Annotated in this window: 13 protein-coding genes; 5 read left to right on the forward strand and 8 right to left on the reverse strand. The window is 70.8% G+C overall.

The window, feature by feature from the left end; translation table 11 throughout:
- Positions 1-16: 16 nt before the first annotated feature.
- Together LRX76_RS03955 and LRX76_RS03960 are read right to left on the reverse strand one after the other, a co-directional pair.
- Complete coding sequence (locus LRX76_RS03955; RefSeq protein WP_231802292.1) at positions 17-493, reverse strand: hypothetical protein; 477 nt, start codon at positions 491-493, stop codon at positions 17-19.
- A gap of 734 nt (positions 494-1,227) precedes the next feature.
- On the reverse strand, positions 1,228-2,211 hold the full coding sequence (locus tag LRX76_RS03960; protein WP_231802294.1) for a LysR family transcriptional regulator: 984 nt from the start codon (positions 2,209-2,211) through the stop codon (positions 1,228-1,230).
- A 167-nt stretch (positions 2,212-2,378) separates the two neighbouring features.
- Here LRX76_RS03960 and LRX76_RS03965 point away from each other — a divergent pair, with 167 nt between their 5' ends.
- The 4 genes from LRX76_RS03965 to LRX76_RS03980 all read left to right on the forward strand — a co-directional run bounded on the left by LRX76_RS03965 (position 2,379) and on the right by LRX76_RS03980 (position 5,179).
- Entirely contained in the window at positions 2,379-2,690 is a 312-nt protein-coding gene (locus LRX76_RS03965) for a hypothetical protein (protein ID WP_231802296.1), read from the forward strand.
- Between the two features lies 1 nt (position 2,691).
- On the forward strand, positions 2,692-3,651 hold the full coding sequence (cysK, locus tag LRX76_RS03970) for a cysteine synthase A (RefSeq protein ID WP_231802298.1): 960 nt from the start codon (positions 2,692-2,694) through the stop codon (positions 3,649-3,651).
- 460 nt (positions 3,652-4,111) lie between these two features.
- On the forward strand, positions 4,112-4,651 hold the full coding sequence (locus LRX76_RS03975) for an O-acetyl-ADP-ribose deacetylase (RefSeq protein WP_231802300.1): 540 nt from the start codon (positions 4,112-4,114) through the stop codon (positions 4,649-4,651).
- 333 nt (positions 4,652-4,984) lie between these two features.
- The gene (locus LRX76_RS03980; RefSeq protein ID WP_231802302.1) at positions 4,985-5,179 is read left to right on the forward strand and encodes a hypothetical protein; all 195 of its coding nucleotides are present in this window, start codon (positions 4,985-4,987) and stop codon (positions 5,177-5,179) included.
- A 93-nt stretch (positions 5,180-5,272) separates the two neighbouring features.
- Here the strand turns inward: LRX76_RS03980 and LRX76_RS03985 are convergent, their stop codons facing one another.
- Entirely contained in the window at positions 5,273-6,277 is a 1,005-nt protein-coding gene (locus LRX76_RS03985; RefSeq protein WP_231802304.1) for a class I fructose-bisphosphate aldolase, read from the reverse strand.
- A 378-nt stretch (positions 6,278-6,655) separates the two neighbouring features.
- On the reverse strand, positions 6,656-8,122 hold the full coding sequence (gene pyk / locus LRX76_RS03990; protein ID WP_231802306.1) for a pyruvate kinase: 1,467 nt from the start codon (positions 8,120-8,122) through the stop codon (positions 6,656-6,658).
- 329 nt (positions 8,123-8,451) lie between these two features.
- Between pyk and LRX76_RS03995 the strand changes: the two genes are divergently transcribed.
- Entirely contained in the window at positions 8,452-9,051 is a 600-nt protein-coding gene (locus LRX76_RS03995) for a nitroreductase family protein (RefSeq protein ID WP_231802308.1), read from the forward strand.
- 114 nt (positions 9,052-9,165) lie between these two features.
- Here LRX76_RS03995 and LRX76_RS04000 read toward each other — a convergent pair whose 3' ends face one another.
- The 4 genes from LRX76_RS04000 to LRX76_RS04015 form a co-directional block, all read right to left on the reverse strand.
- Positions 9,166-9,813, reverse strand: coding sequence for an HAD family hydrolase (locus LRX76_RS04000; RefSeq protein WP_231802310.1), 648 nt, complete (start codon positions 9,811-9,813; stop codon positions 9,166-9,168).
- Positions 9,810-10,985 carry a phosphoglycerate kinase gene (locus LRX76_RS04005; protein WP_231802312.1) on the reverse strand — a complete coding sequence of 392 codons (1,176 nt, stop codon included), beginning with the start codon at positions 10,983-10,985 and terminating at the stop codon, positions 9,810-9,812. Before LRX76_RS04005 ends, LRX76_RS04000 begins: the two co-directional genes overlap by 4 nt.
- Before the next feature lie 411 nt (positions 10,986-11,396).
- Positions 11,397-12,752 carry a DUF3999 domain-containing protein gene (locus tag LRX76_RS04010; RefSeq protein WP_231802314.1) on the reverse strand — a complete coding sequence of 452 codons (1,356 nt, stop codon included), beginning with the start codon at positions 12,750-12,752 and terminating at the stop codon, positions 11,397-11,399.
- Complete coding sequence (locus tag LRX76_RS04015) at positions 12,749-15,409, reverse strand: DUF2339 domain-containing protein (protein ID WP_231802316.1); 2,661 nt, start codon at positions 15,407-15,409, stop codon at positions 12,749-12,751. Before LRX76_RS04015 ends, LRX76_RS04010 begins: the two co-directional genes overlap by 4 nt.
- Positions 15,410-15,617 lie beyond the last annotated feature (208 nt).

The raw sequence follows: 15,617 nt of genomic DNA on the forward strand, positions 1-15,617 counted from the left end.
GAAGGGCGTCTGGAGTTTAACGGCCAGGGTGCGTGGCGGTTGACATGTTTGCACGCCATTTACCCATGACCAATGACCCTTGTCCGCCCGGAAACCCGGCCTTTCGACGGCCTGCGTGCACATAGCTGACGCGATCGTAATCTGCGTGGGCCGCCGGGACTTGTGCAACAGCGTACTCGGGACGGCCGGTAAGCGTCGGGCGTCTTCCTTGCCCCGAACATGGGCTACGGTTTGCGCCGATCCGGTCCACGTCCAGGTAAGCCAGTACCCGCGCCGCCAGCACCTCGGCATTGTCGCCGGCAGCACGCAGGTTCCAGCGGCTGGGAACCTCCGGGCATCGCAGGGCGAACCGATGCCGGCGAAGTTTGGAATCCACCCGGCCCGTGTCTTGCGGTATCCGCCCCGCACGTCGCGCCGCGGGCACGGCCAGCCGCACGTCGACGCACAACTCGACGGATTCGAACTCGCCGGCGTCGAAGCGCTCGCGCGCCATCCACCGCCACCCGTGGAAACAAGCAGCGGCCATGAGCCGATAACAGCTGTTCCTTTGTTCCGCCCGATTCGCATCCCTAGCATCGGCATTTCCCTCCTCCGATCCCCGACGCGATGGCTGCCGCCAAACCGATCCTGCCGCCCGGTCCGTGGACCGGGAGCCGCCACGCAGCGTTGCCACGACCGCGTTGCGGCCTGGATGCGGTCGCGCGGTGGCGGCTGCCGGGCGGCCGGGTACGGACAACGTGCCTCGCACCGAGCGAACTCCGGGGCAGGCAGTGCCGGACGAGGACCGGACAGCAGCGGGCCGGGGCTGTCCCCGGCCCGGCCGGCAATGTCCGGTGCGCGGCCGGGCAGGTTCCTGACGTCCCGCAGCATTCCGGTCACGACGGCGTAACCGCCGGTACGGAGACTGCGGCCTTGCACGAGTGGCTCGCCACCCGGCGCGAAATCGCCCCTGCCGCCGCGGCCGTTCCTGGCCGCGCACAGGGCCGGTGCCGCGCCGACAGGCCGGAGGCGGCACTCGACCCTACCCAGACTGCCGGCCTGGCGACGCAGTCCGCCGATCAAGGCTGATCGGCATGCTGCGCCGCCGGCCGGCGGATTGGGACCAGCGGGAGCGATTCGGTGCCTGGAAACGTGCAGATCGAAGCGCGCGGGTCCGCTCCTCGGCAACGGTTCCACGCCCTGCCCAGCCGCGACGTTCCGGCTTTGGCGATCGGTTGCGCGCGGCGATCAGCTGGTGATGGTCTGGGTCAGCGATTCCCAGCTCGGCGGCTCGGGCCAGTTCGCCTCCTGGTTGCCTTCCAATACCCGGCGCAGGTCGCGCGGGTCGATCTGCGGCGCCAGCACGTGCACCAGTTCCAGCGCGTAGTCGCGCAGCACCCGCTCGCGCGGCAGCACCGCCCAGGCGATGCACTCGGGAACCGCCGGCGGCGCCGGCCACGCGCGCAGGTCGCCGTCGCTGGCATTGACCGCCATCTCGGCCAATATGCCCACGCCCACGCCGCTGCGCACGTAGGTCTTGATCAGGTCGGCATCGAGCGCGGTGAGCGCGATGTCCGGCTGCAGGCCGACGCTGGCGAAAGCCCGCCGCAACGAGGAATCGGGCCGGGTCGAGGATTCGTAGCTGATCAACGGCTGCTTCGCCAGCGCCGCCATGTCCGGCACGGCACCGGCGCGGTCCAGCGCGTGCCCGCGCGGCACGACCGCCAGCCGGCGCCAGCGGTACAGCGGCACCGCGATGCCCGCGGCCGGCGCCTCGCCGGAGGTGCTGACCACGGCGATGTCGGCATCGCCCTGGCTGAGCAGGTCCAGTGCGGCGCTCTCCGCGGCCTGCTGCAGGTGCACGCTGACCTGCGGGTACTCGCGCTTGATCTGCGCCACCGCCGGCGGCAGCACGAAGCGTGCCTGGGTATGGGTGGTGGTCAGGACCAGCTGGCCCTGGCTCTCGCGGCGCTGGTTGGCGGCGTAGGTGCGGATGTTGTTGGCCTCGGCCAGCACCGCGCGCGCGCGCTCGATCACCTCTCCGCCGGCCGGGGTCACCGACTCCAGGCTGCGGCCGCGGCGCACGAACAGCAGGAAGCCCAGTTCGTCCTCCAGCTGCTTGAGCTGCTTGGACAGGCCGGGCTGGGTGGCATGCACCCGCGTCGCCGCCAGCGTGATGTTGAGTTCTGCATCGGCGATGGCGACGAGATAGCGGAGCTGGGTCAGGGTCATGGCAGGGGCGGGTCCGCCGCATATATCGAATGGCGATAAGCGACTTTAGAGGAAGTCGCCACCGCTATTGATAACCAAAAGTTATTTATCGAATGCATGAAGTCATTTCCGGCAGCTATAAGCCGGAGCTACGGTCCGGATTCCCTGGCAAGCAGCTTCTTCCTGCCGTGAACGCCATCCAGTCCCCGCCGCCCGACGATCCACACCACCGCCCCGGGCGGGCGCCTGGTCGCGGCGAGCCGGCCGAATGCGAGGTCGAGACCCGATCGCCTGCCCGGCAAGCCGGTGCCATCGCCGTCGCGCAGGTGGAGAACGGCCCGTGGTCGCGGCGACGCGCGGTCGCCGGCATGGCCGGCACGCCGTATCCGTTCGATGCCGCACCGCTGCGCCGCGCCCCCTTCCCCTCACCCTCCCCGAAGGCGAACGCATCGACACTGACCGATGCCGCCCGACCGATCCAGATCCAAGGAGTCCCCTGACATGACCATCCACGACAGCATCCTCGACACCATCGGCCGCACCCCGGTGGTCCGGCTCAACCGGGTCAAGCCGGCCAACGCCACGCTCTACGCCAAGGTCGAATCGTTCAACCCCGGCGGCTCGGTCAAGGACCGCCTGGCGCTGGCCATCATCCTCGACGCCGAGGCGCGCGGCCTGCTCAAGCCCGGCGACACGATCGTCGAAGCTACCTCCGGCAATACCGGCGTGGCACTGGCGATGGTCGCCGCCGCGCGCGGCTACAAGTTCGTGGCGACGATGGTGGAGACCTTCTCGATCGAGCGCCGCAAGCTGATGCGCGCCTACGGCGCCAAGGTCATCCTCACCCCGGCTGCCGAACGCGGCACCGGCATGGTGCGCAAGGCGCGCGAACTGGCCGAGCAGCACGGCTGGTTCCTGGCCAGCCAGTTCGCCAACCCGGCCAATCCGGCCTATCACCGCAACACCACCGCCGCCGAGATCCTGCGCGATTTCGCCGGCCGCCGGCTGGACTACTTCGTCAGCGGCTGGGGCACCGGCGGCACCATCACCGGCGTGGGCGAAGTGCTGCGCGTGGCGCGGCCGGAGACCAGGATCATCGCCACCGAGCCGGCCAACGCCTCGCTGCTGCTGGGCAAGGAATGGCAGCCGCACAAGATCCAGGGCTGGACCCCGGACTTCGTGCCCGAGGTGCTCAATCGCGAGGTCTACGACGAGGTGCTGCCGGTCAGCGACGACGAGGCGATCGCGACCTCGCGCCGGCTGGCCGCCGAGGAAGGCATCTTCGTCGGCATCTCCGCCGGCGCCACCGTGGCCGCCGCGCTGCGCGTGGCCGAGACCGCCGCGCCCGGCTCGGTGCTGCTGGCGGTACTGCCCGACACCGGCGAGCGCTACTTTTCCACCCCGCTGTTCGCCGACATCAACGAGGGCAGCGACGACGACTGGCTGGCCGGCCTGCCCTGAGCCGGACCCGCGCGTCCCGGCCGCGATGGAGCGGCCGGCGCGCTGCGGCAACGCGCCGGCAGTCGGACCCGACACGCGGGAACGACCGCGCAGCGGTGCCGCAACAGCCCGGCGTGGCCGAACCTGGATCGCGGCAACGGGATCCGTCTTCCCGAACGTGACCGCTGTGGTCCGGGTAGGCGTAGCGCCTCCCGGACACGAGTCCGGCACGTTGCTGTCGTGCCCGGGCGGCCTATGGTCCTGCCCGGACCACGCACTGCCGCCCGGTACAGGGTTGTCCCGCCCCGCGGCGCGCCGGCGCGGGAACAACGCGACCGCATGATCGCAGGCGCAGTCGCAGGCACTGAGATGCGTGGCCGCCAAGGTGTCGCCATACACGGATGAACGTGCGGCGGACGGCATTGGCCGGCACCGGACTTCCGTCACGTTTCAGTCATGATGGGCACATGAAGATCGGCGCATGAAGATCGAAGTCTGGCAAGGCGACATCACCACGCTGGCGGTGGACGCCATCGTCAACGCCGCCAACGAATCGCTGCTCGGCGGCGGCGGCGTGGACGGCGCGATCCATCGTGCCGCCGGCCCCGGCCTGCTGGCCGAATGCCGGCAGCTACCGGAAATCCGTCCGGGCGTGCGCTGCCCGACCGGCGAGGTGCGTGCCACCGGCGGCCACCTGCTCAAGGCGCGCCACGTGCTGCATGCCGTGGGCCCGGTATGGCGCGACGGCCAGCACGACGAGCCCGCGCTGCTGGGCAACTGCTACTGGCGCTCGCTGGCGCTGGCAGAGCAGATGGGCCTGCAGTCGATCGCCTTCCCGGCGATCAGCTGCGGCGTCTACGGCTACCCGCTGCAGCAGGCCGCGCGCATCGCCGTGGCCGAGACCGTGGCCTGGCAGAAATCCCATTCCGTCCCCAAGGACATCATCCTGGTGGCCTACAACGACGCCACCTTCAAGGCGCTGCAGCAGGCGCTGGTGCAGACCCAGGCAGCCGTGGCCTGAGCCGACGCTGGCTGTTGCCGCCTTCGGCGGCTCAAGGGCGGCCTTGCCCCAGCCCATGACGTCTTGCATGGCAAAACGCACGACGGGCGGTACCCGTCTACGGATTTCCTTCGCTTCCCCTGTGTTCCCAGGCCAAACGCTGACCCCACACCGGCCGACACACGGTGGTCACCACTTTTTCCGCGCCCGGCAAGCATGCGGCGCCAGGAGAGGGCGGTCGCACGGGGACTGAGATCGCAAGAAGCGCTCCACTACGTGATGCCGGTCGCTCATGCCGCTCCGTAATCCTCATATTCTGGATTCGCCTGGTTCGCAGGCTCAAGGAGAGAACCGATGAAGACGATCATCAAGAAGGTCATGGCTGGAGCGATACTTTCTTCGGCGGTACTGGGTGGCACGGCCAGTGCCGGAGTACCGATATGCGACCCCACCTGCTATGTGATCTACAACCAGTGCATGGCGCGAGGAACTCTGCCAGCCTTATGCGAATCAGCGCTGAGGCAGTGCCTCGATGATCATTGCGGCTAGGATTCACGAACCTGTTGTGGTACGCAGAGCCCCGGAAAACGGGGCTCTGTCACTGACAGGCTACAAACCACCCATCGAACAGCCACTGGACGCTCAGCCCTTCCACTGCCCCAGCGCGGCCAGGCCGTTCTCCCTGGCGCGCTCGTAGACGATCTGCTGGGCCTTGGCGAAGTTGCCCTTCAGGTCCTTGGACCACAGCTTCAGTGCGGCGGCCTGCATGGCGCGGCCGTAGGAGAAGCTCAGCGGCCACGGCAGCTGGCCGAGCTGGTTCATCGCGTTCAGGTGCGCGGTGGACTGCTCGTCGGTCTGCCCGCCGGACAGGAACACGATGCCCGGCAGGATCGCCGGCACGGTGGACTTCAGGCACATCACGGTGGACTCGGCCACTTCCTCGACGCCGGCCTGCTCCTCGCAGTCCTTGCCGGAGATGACCATCGAGGCCTTCAGGATGGTGCCTTCCAGCACCACGTTCTGCTCGTACAGCGAGCCGAACAGCGCGCGCAGCGTCGCCTCGGTGACCTCGTAGCAGGTCTCGATGTCGTGGTCGCCGTCCATGATCACTTCCGGCTCGACCATCGGCACCAGCCCCTGCTCCTGGCACAGCGCGGCGTAACGCGCCAGCGCATGGGCGTTGGCCTCGATGCAGGTGCCCGACGGGATGTCCTCGCCGATGTTGATCACCGCGCGCCACTTGGCGAAGCGCGCGCCGAGCTTGTAGTACTCCTGCAGGCGTTCGCGCAGGCCGTCCAGGCCCTCGGTCACCAGCTCGCCCGGCATGCCGGCCAGCGGATGGGCGCCCTTGTCGACCTTGATGCCCGGGATGATGCCGTGCTGGGCCATGTACTTCGGGAACGGCACGCCGTCCTTGGTGGACTGGCGGATGGTCTCGTCGAACAGGATCGCACCGGAGATGTAGTCGCTCAGCTTGGGCGTGGTGAGCAGCAGTTCGCGATAGGCACGACGGTTCTCCTCGACGTTCTCGATGCCCACGCTGGCGAAGCGCTTGGCGATGGTGCCGGTGGATTCGTCGATGGCGATGATGCCCTTGCCCGGGGCAACCATGGCCTGGGCGGTTTCGGCAAGCTGTTCGATGCTCATTGGCGTCCTGTGTCTGGCGATATGGCCGAAGGCGGCGATTATAGCCTTGCGCCTGTGCCCCCACCGCGTGCAGCAGCGCCGTCCTCCGCGCTGGAAACGTATTCATCCGGCGATCCGCCCGGCATCGTCGTATCGGCCCCTCCCTTCCCCCTGCGACCAGATCCCCGGCCGGGGTGGACGGGGCCACGGCGCAGCCGCATGCGGTTGAACATCGCCCGGGCCTTGCTTGCACCCGGCAAGGCCAGCTCGCCGGACGGGAAAGGCACGGCTTGCGCGCCACCGGCGCGTGCCCAGGAACGCAAGCGGGCGGCGTGGGCCGGGGCGTCGGGCAGTGCCCTGGATTGCCGATCGCCGGCACCCGGCGCCGCGGCTCGATCGCTAGATTTCCCCCAGCCCGCTGGCGAAGCCGTCCGGGCCGACCTCCAGCAGTCTCAGCGTATTGGTGGCGCCGTGGGTCTGCATGTGCTCGCCGCTGGTGAACACCACGCGGTCGCCCGCGTGCAGCCGCCCCGCCTCCACCAGCAGGCGGATGGCGCCGCGCGCGGCCTCGCGCGGGACCATGCCGCGGCTGTCGAAGGCGATGGGATAGACGCCGCGCATCAGCGCCATGCGCCGGCGTGCGCCGGCATGGTGGGTGAAGGCGTAGATCGGCACGTGCGAGCGGAAGCGCGACAGGTAGCGCGGGGTGCCGCCGGATTCGGTCAGCGCCACCACCCCGCCCAGCTCGATGTGCTCGGACAGGAACATCGTCGCCATCGCGATGGCCTGGTCGGCGCGCTCCAGGTTGCGCTGCGCGGCCTCGTAGTCGGTGTCGAACTCGAACTGGCGCTCGGCCCCCAGGCAGATGCGCGCCATCGCCTCCACCGCGCGCACCGGGTAGGCGCCGGCGGCGGTCTCGGCCGACAGCATGACCGCGTCGGTGCCGTCGATCACCGCGTTGGCCACGTCCAGCACCTCAGCGCGCGTGGGCATCGGGCTTTCCACCATCGACTGCAGCATCTGCGTGGCGGTGATGACGACCTTGTTCTGCGCCAGCGCCTCCTTGATGATCTTCTTCTGCAGGCCGGGCAGCTCGGCGTCGCCGATCTCCACGCCCAGGTCGCCGCGCGCCACCATCACCACGTCGGAAGCCTCGACGATCTCCACCAGGTTCTCGATCGCCTCGGTGCGCTCGATCTTGGACACCAGCGCCGCCTCGCTGCCGTGCAGGCGGGCGATGCGGCGGGCCTCGTTCATGTCCTCGGCGCTGCGGCAGAACGACACGGCGATGAAGTCCACGCCGATGCCGGCGGCGATGCCGATCAGCTCGTGGTCGCGCTCGGTCAGCGCGCCCAGCGACAGGCCGCCGCCCTGCTTGTTCAGTCCCTTGCGGTCGGACAGCACGCCGTCGTTGAGCACGCTGCTGACGATGCGCTCGCCCTCCACCCGCTGCACCTGCAGCTGCATCAGGCCGTCGTCGAGCAGCAGCACGTCGCCGGGCTTCACGTCGCCGGGCAGGCCCAGGTAGCTCACCCCGACCTCGCTGGCGGTACCCGGCGGCGCGTCGGCACGGGCGACCAGGTCGAAGCGGTCGCCGGCGCGGAGCGCGACCTTGCCCGCGGCGAAGCGCTCGATGCGGATCTTCGGGCCCGGCAGGTCGGCGAGGATGCCGACCTCGGTGCCCACGCGCTGCGCTGCCTCGCGTACCGCGAGCGCGCGGGCTTCCTGCGCCGCCGGATCGCCATGGCTGAAGTTCAGGCGCACCACGTTGGCGCCTGCGCGCAGCAGGTCGTCCAGCACGCCCGGGCGATCGGTGGCCGGTCCCAGGGTGGCGAGGATGCGGGTACGGCGCAGGCGTTCGATCATGGGACGGCGTTCTCCTGGGAAGTTCGTTGCACGGGCGAGGATCGGATCGGGCCGGGAGGTGGCTGTGCCCGTAGCCGGGCATGGCGCGTTCCCGGCTGCGGCCGACTGGCCATCGCGGCAGGCCGTCAAGCATACAGGCGGGCCGTGCGCATCACGACGCGGCCGCCTCCGGCGCCGCCGCCTTCTGCCGATGCAACGATCCATTCCGGACCGCGCCCTCGAAATTCCTGCGGTGCGTCATCACACTTGCCCGGACTTCGTTGCGCCCGGCCCACCGCTTGCGGTTGCCGGGCAGCCCTCCCCGCCCCTTCCCATTCTCAGGTGATGCCATGACCAACACGTTTCTCGAATCCGCCAAGCGCCGCCGCTCGCAGTACGCCCTCGGCAAGACCCTGCCGCTGCCGCAGGAGCAGGTGACCGCGCTGATCCAGGACGCGGTGAAGTGGAGCCCGTCCTCGTTCAACTCGCAGAGCTCGCGCGCGGTGATCCTGTACGGCGCGCAGAGCGAGAAGTTCTGGGCGCTGACCAAGGAGGCGCTGCGCAAGATCGTGCCCGCCGAGGCGTTCGGCCCCACCGAGAAGAAGATCGACAGCTTCGCCGCCGGCGCCGGCACCGTGCTGTTCTACGAGGACCAGGACGTGGTCAAGGGCCTGCAGGAGCAGTTCCCGCTGTACGCCGACAACTTCCCGCTCTGGTCCGAGCACAGCACCGGCATCGCCCAGTTCGCGGTGTGGACCGCCCTGGCCGAGGCCGGCATCGGCGCCAGCCTGCAGCACTACAACCCGCTGGTCGACGAGGCCGCGGCCCAGGAGTGGAACATCCCGGCCAGCTGGAAGCTGCGCGCGCAGCTGCCGTTCGGCTCCAACGAGGCCCCGTTCGGCGAGAAGACCTTCATCGACGACGCCGAGCGTTTCCGCGTCTTCGCCTGAGCGGCGGCCGTCCAATGCGTTTCGGGAGGGGTGCCATCTCCGGCGCCCCTCCCGTCGTCGTCCTGCAGTGACCCGCACCCGCCGCCGGACGGCAACGGCGCGCGCCGCGCGGATTCAGCCGGCGTAGGCCTGCGGCAGCTGCGCCGGCGCGGAGACCAGCCGGGTCGCCCCGGCCCCGCGCAGCTCCTGCTCGCTGCCGAAGCCCCACAACACCCCGACGCAGCGCATGCCATGGGCGAGCGCACCTTCCACGTCCATGTGGCGGTCGCCGCTCATCCAGCACCGCGCCGGCGCCACCGACAGCCGGCGCAGCGCCTCGGCGACCAGGTCGGGCTTGAAGCGGCGGCTGCCGTCGTCGCTGGCACCGACCACCTCCTCGAAACAGGCGCCGAACGGCAGGTGCTCGACGATACGGCGGGCGAAGCCCTCGTTCTTCGAGGTCACCACCGCCATGCGGTGCCCGGCGGCATGCAGCGCGCCGATGGCCTCGGCGATGCCGTCGAATACCCGCAGCTCGGTCCAGCCCTCGCTGCCGTAGCGCTCGCGGTACAGCCCCAGCGCGCGCTCGACCCGCGCCGGATCATCGGGAAACAGCTGCGCGAAGCTGTCGCGCAGCGGCGGGCCGATCCACGGCAGCAACTGCTCGCGCGTCGCCGCCGGCCGGCCCAGTCCGGCCAGCGCGTACTGGATGCTGCGCACGATGCCCTGCTCGGAATCGACCAGGGTGCCGTCCAGGTCGAAGAACAGCGTGTCGCCGCTCACTGTCCGCGCGCGTCCAGCGCAGCCACCGCCGGCAGGGTCTTGCCTTCCAGGAACTCCAGGAACGCGCCGCCGCCGGTGGAGATGTAGCTGATCCGGTTGGCGATGCCGTACTTGTCCACCGCCGCCAGGGTGTCGCCGCCACCGGCGATGGTGAAGGCCGGCGAGTCGGCGATGGCACGCGCCAGCACCTGGGTGCCGTGGCCGAAGGCCTCGAACTCGAACACTCCGACCGGGCCGTTCCACACCACGGTGCCGGCCTTGGAGATCAGGCCGGCATAGCGGGCGGCGGTCTTCGGGCCGATGTCGAGGATCAGGTCGTCATCGGCGACATCGGCGACCGCCTTCACCGTGGCCGGCGCGTCGGGCAGGAACTGCTTGGCCACCACCACGTCGGTGGGCAGCGGGATCTCGGCGCCGCGCGCCTTGGCGTCGGCGACGATCTTCCGGGCGGTGTCGATCAGGTCCGGCTCGCACAGCGACTTGCCCACCGGCAGCCCGGCCGCGGCGATGAAGGTGTTGGCGATGCCGCCGCCGACGATCAACTGGTCGACCTTGCCGACCAGGTTGCTGAGCAGCTCCAGCTTGGTGGACACCTTGCTGCCGGCCACGATCGCCAGCAGCGGCTTGGCCGGGGCGTGCAGCGCCTTGCCCAGCGCATCGAGCTCGGCCATCAGCAGCGGGCCGCCGGCGGCGACCGGGGCGAAGCGGATGACGCCGTGGGTGGAGGCCTGGGCGCGGTGCGCGGTGCCGAAGGCGTCCATCACGAACACGTCGCACAGCGCGGCGTACCGCTTGGCCAGCGCCTCGTCGTCCTTGCCCTCGCCGACGTTGAAGCGCACGTTCTCCAGCAGCACGATCTGGCCCGGCTTGACCTGCACGCCGTCGACCCAGTCCTTGACCAGCGGCACCGGCACCCCCAGCAGCGCGGTCAGGCGCTCGGCCACCGGCTCCAGCGAGTCCTCCTGGCTCCAGGTGCCCTCCTTGGGCCGCCCCAGGTGCGACATCACCAGGACCGCCGCGCCCTGCTTGAGCGCCAGCTTCAGGGTGGGCACCGAGGCGAGGATGCGCTGCTCGGAGGTGATCTGGCCGTTCTCGATCGGCACGTTGAGGTCCTGCCGGATCAGCACGCGCTTGCCGGAGAGGTCGAGATCGGTCATGCGGATGATGGTCATGGTGATGGGAACTCGCTCGTGAGGGTTGGGGAAATACACTTGGCCGTCCATGGCGCGACATCGCTGGCTTCGGACAGTCCGGCCCGGCCGTCCATGGCCGGGCGCTCGCCGGCGCGGACTGCCGATAGGGCAGTCCGCGTCACCCCGGCTCGCCCTGCCGGATCAGCACGCACTTGCCGGAGAGGTCGAGATCGGTCATGCGGATGATGGTCATGGTGATGGGAACTCGCTCGTGAGGGTTGGGGAAATGCATTTGGCCGTCCATGGCGCGACATCGCTGGCTTCGGAGAGTCCGCCTTCCGCTGGCGTGGCAGGGACACCATTGTCCGGGGTTCGGCACGGGGCGGCAAACGCCGCCTCGTCCCGGCAGGGTTCGACCCACGCCGGCGGCCCCAGGCTCGCCGCCGGGACTCAGGCCGGCGGTCCCTGGTCCGTGGGCCGGCGCAGCAGGCTCAACGCGAACCCGGCAACCGCCAGTGCCCCGGCCACCAGCAGTGCCCACAGCAGCCAGGACTTCCAGTCGCGCGGCGCGGCCTGCGGCTGCAGCGCGGCGTCGCCGGCGAGGATCTGCGGCGCCGCCGAGAGTGTCGCCACGGCCGGGCGCCATTGCGCCCCGCGCTGCTCGCGCAAGGCCTGCAGGGTCTGCGCCAGCGGGGCGTCGCCGCGCTCGGCCCGCGCGCTGCCGGCGGCCAGCGCATAGGGCGGATCGCCCTGGGCGAGGAACACCAGCGTCTCCGCGCGATAGCCCAGGCGCAGGCGCGGCGGCGGCCCGGCAGCGGCTTGCCGCGGCTGCAGCCGCCAATAGCGGTCGCGGACCGCGCCCGACAGCATCTGCGGCAGCGAACGGTCGCGCCGGCCGGCGCCGTCGACCTGCCAGGCCAGCCATGGGCCGGCACGTTGCCGCCAGGGTGCATCGGCATCGTCGCGGCTGAGCAGCGTCCATTCGACCGCGGTGTTGCCATCGACCTGCACGTCGATCCGCGATACCGGGAAGCGTCCGCTCGAGGCGAAGTCGAATCCTCCCTCGCGTGCGCTGCCCGCCAGTTCCAGCCACAGCCACTGCATCGGCACCTGCGCCGGCGCCAGTTCCGCGGTCACGCCATCGAGCTGCGGGAACCCCGGAGACAGCGGCGTCAGGCGCAGGTAGCGCGCTCGGCTCTGCAGCGGGATGCGCCGTTGCCGCAGCGCATTGCCGCGATTGGCCAGGTCCACCACGGTGGCCTGCGGATCGAGCAGGTGCCACTGGCGCAGGTCGTCGCTGCCCTCGATGCGCAACTGCGCCTGCACCGGCACGTCGGCACGCCATTCCAGCGCCAGGCCCTCGATCGGCTCGTGCACGCCGCTGGCATCCACCAGCCAGCCCTGCATCGGCGCCGCGCGGCCGCCCTGCACCCGTATGTCCACCCGGCGCACACTGCCATCGGCGTCGCGTTCGGTGACGGCCTGCAGGTCGTTGCCGGCCGACGTGGCCATGGCCGGCAGCGGAAACCACGGCAGCGGCTGCAGGCGCGCCCCTGCCAGCGGGACATCGGCGTTCACCAGCGCCGCGGGCACGGACTGCCCCTGCGCGTTGAACACCTCGATGTCGGCCAGCGACGCACGCTGCACGCGGCGGTAGACAGCCTCGTCCAGCACCACGCGATAGGCACCGGCCGCGGGCTCGGACAGCCGCAACGGCCACTGCTGCGCATAGTCGTTGCGCTCGCTGGCCGCCATGGCCGCCAGCGACGGCAGCAGCAGCGCCAGTCCCCACCCGCGCGCGATCATGCCGGCACCCCGCGTTCCCCGGCGGCGCGCGGCGGTGCCGGCGCCAGGTAGCCCACCACCGTGCACAGCAGGCCGTAGGCGATGAACGAGCCGATCCCGAGCAGGTTGCCCAGGTGCTGGCGGTCGATCAGCACCAGCTTGGCCAGCACCACCGCCATCAGCACCGCGCCGGCCAGCCACAGGCCGCGGTGGCCGCGTCGCGAGCCCAGCACCCAGCCGATCACGCCCAGCACGCTCCACACCACGGTCAGGCTGGCCTGGGCCAGGCTGGAACCCCACAATGCCGCGCCCCAGGGCACCGCGCCCCAATGATGGACGCTGCGCAGCGTCGCGCTGGTGATCCACAGCAGGCCCACCCCCGCCACCGCGGACAGCCGCCAGCGCCGTGCATCCACCGGCGCCTGCGGCGACCACAGCCAGCGCGCCGCCAGCGCCAGCGCCGCCAGCTGGAACAGCTCCAGCGGATTGAGCAGCGGCAGCCACGGCAGCGGTCGCGCCGGCGCCGGCAGCCACAGCGCGACCAGCCACCCCAGCCCGATCACGCCGAACACCGTCGCCAGCAACGAAACCCGGCAGGCGTCGAAGGAGGCCCCCAGCGGCACCGACAGCCAGCGCCAGCGCGACAACGCCACGGCCGCCAGGGCCAGCCACGGCAGTGCCGGCAGCGCCAGCCGCCAGCCCTGCGCCAGGTCCGACCACGTCGCCAGCCAGTGCAGGCACAGCGACAGCGCGAACGCCCACGCCAGCCACCAGACGAACTGGCTGGCCCGTGCCCAGGCGCCGGTCGATGTCCGCAGGCACCACAGGCCACGAACACCGAACAGGGCGTAGACCAGCCATGCCCAGGCGCCATGGCCGGCGAACGGCTGCGCATGCATCCCCGCCTGCAGCCAGGCCAGCGGCAGCGCCAGCGCCAGTCCCGCGAACGTGGTGGCGGCCAGTGCCGGCGCGGGCTGGCGCCGGTGCGCCTCGGCCGCCAGCCAGCCGCTCAGCGCGGCCAGCGCCAGCCAGGCGTCGGCCTGCAGCGAGGCCGGCGCGAACCGTGCCAGTTCGTGGACCAGCGCCGCGCTCCACCAGCCCAGCGCCCACAGGTAGAACGCCAGCGCCGGTACCGGACGCCGGCCGCGCCAGCAGCTCCAGGCACTGGCGAATCCGCCCAGCGCCAGCAGCAGCGCGCTCATGAAGGTCGCATTGGCGAACATGTGCCGGTCCAGCGGCCACGCATCCACGCCCATCAGGAAGCCGAACGCCGCCGCCAGCTGCAGCACCGTGCCGGCCCATTGCGGCAGGCGGCGCTGCTGGCGCAGCCCCAGCCAGACCAGCGCGGCGCCTTCCAGCGCGAACACGCTGGCGGTCGCCCGCGCCGACAGCGCCAGCGGCACCGCCAGCGTCGCGAAACCCACCGCCAGCACCGCGTACGACTGCGCCAGCAACGGCTGCCGCAACCGCCGCTGCAGCCCCCAGCCCAGCGCGGCGTAGACCGCGGCCAGGACCAGCGCGCACAGCGCCAGCGGCATGCGCTCGCCTTCCAGCAGTGCCGCCTGCAGCGAGAACGCCACCAGCGGCGTGCCGAACACCAGGCAGCCATCGACCACCGCGCGTCCGCTCGCCTGCCGCAGCGCGTAGAGGATCGGGATCAGCAGGTAGAAGGCGAAGAACAGCAGCAGGAACGGCTCGGTGCTGGCGAAGTGCTGCGGGCGGTACTGCAGCACGCCCCACACGATCCCGATGCCGAAGGTGAAGGCGAAACCGAGCAGGTTGAGCTCGCGCCACGGCCGCACCCAGGCGATCGCCAGCACCCCGGCATTGAGCAGCGCGTAGTAGGAGAACAGCGCCACGTGGTTGCCGCTGCCGGTGGAAAGCCAGATCGGCGCAAGGAAGCCCGCCAGCACGCCGAGCACCGCCAGCGTGCGCGAGTCCTGCAGCACCGCCAGCACGCACAGCCCGGCCACCAGCACCACGCTCAGCGCGAACGCCGCGCCCACGGGCAGCATTGCGTAGAGCCGGTAGGCGGCGAACACGATCAGCAGCAGGATGCCGATCGCACCGCCCTGCACCGCCAGCGCGAAGGCAGGCCGACGCGCGCGCTGGCGCCAGCCCAGCACCAGCGCGGCCAGCGCGAAGGCGGCGATCCCGGCCAGCCGCAGCTCGACCGGTACGCTCAGCCAGCCCTGGTCGCTGGCGTACTTGAGCAGCGCCGCCACGCCGGCGAACAGGACCAGCACGCCGATCTTGACCGGCACGTTGCCCTCGGTGAACCAGCGCCGCAGCGTGGCCAGCGCCACGTCCAGCGGTCCCGGCCCACGCGGCGCCTGCTCCTGCGCATGCCGAAGCGGAGGCTCGGGCGCTGCGGCAGGCGCTGGCGACGGTGGCAGCGAGGATGCTGTGGGCGGCGAGGATGCGCCTGCGCCGGGTGCCGCCCGGGCTTCATCGGAAACGTCCTCGCCGCCGCTCCATGCCCGCACTGCGGCAGTGCGGGCAGCCGGTTCGCGCGCATCGGCCGGGCCGGCCGGCACCTGCTGCGCCATCTGCCGCAACGCGGCTTCCAGCATCGACACCCTGCGCCGCAGCCCCGACAGCGAGACCAGCATCACCACCAGCAACACCGGCACGGACACCACCACCAGCACTGCCAGCACCGCCATCATTTCGAGCATTCGCCACCCCGGACCGGTCGGTCACATCCTGTGTCGGGACGCATGGTATCCCGGCGCCGCGATCCGATCCCCCGCGATGGCCTGTCTCTTCATCACATTCGAAATCCCCGATCCTTCTCCCGCTTGCGGGGGAAGCTGCCCGAAGGGCGGATGGGGGCTGTCTGCAACATCGGGAAGCAACAGCGAGAGCCGCCCTCATCCGGCGCTG

Source organism: Stenotrophomonas sp. MMGLT7 (assembly GCF_021168555.1).
Taxonomy (GTDB): domain Bacteria; phylum Pseudomonadota; class Gammaproteobacteria; order Xanthomonadales; family Xanthomonadaceae; genus MMGLT7.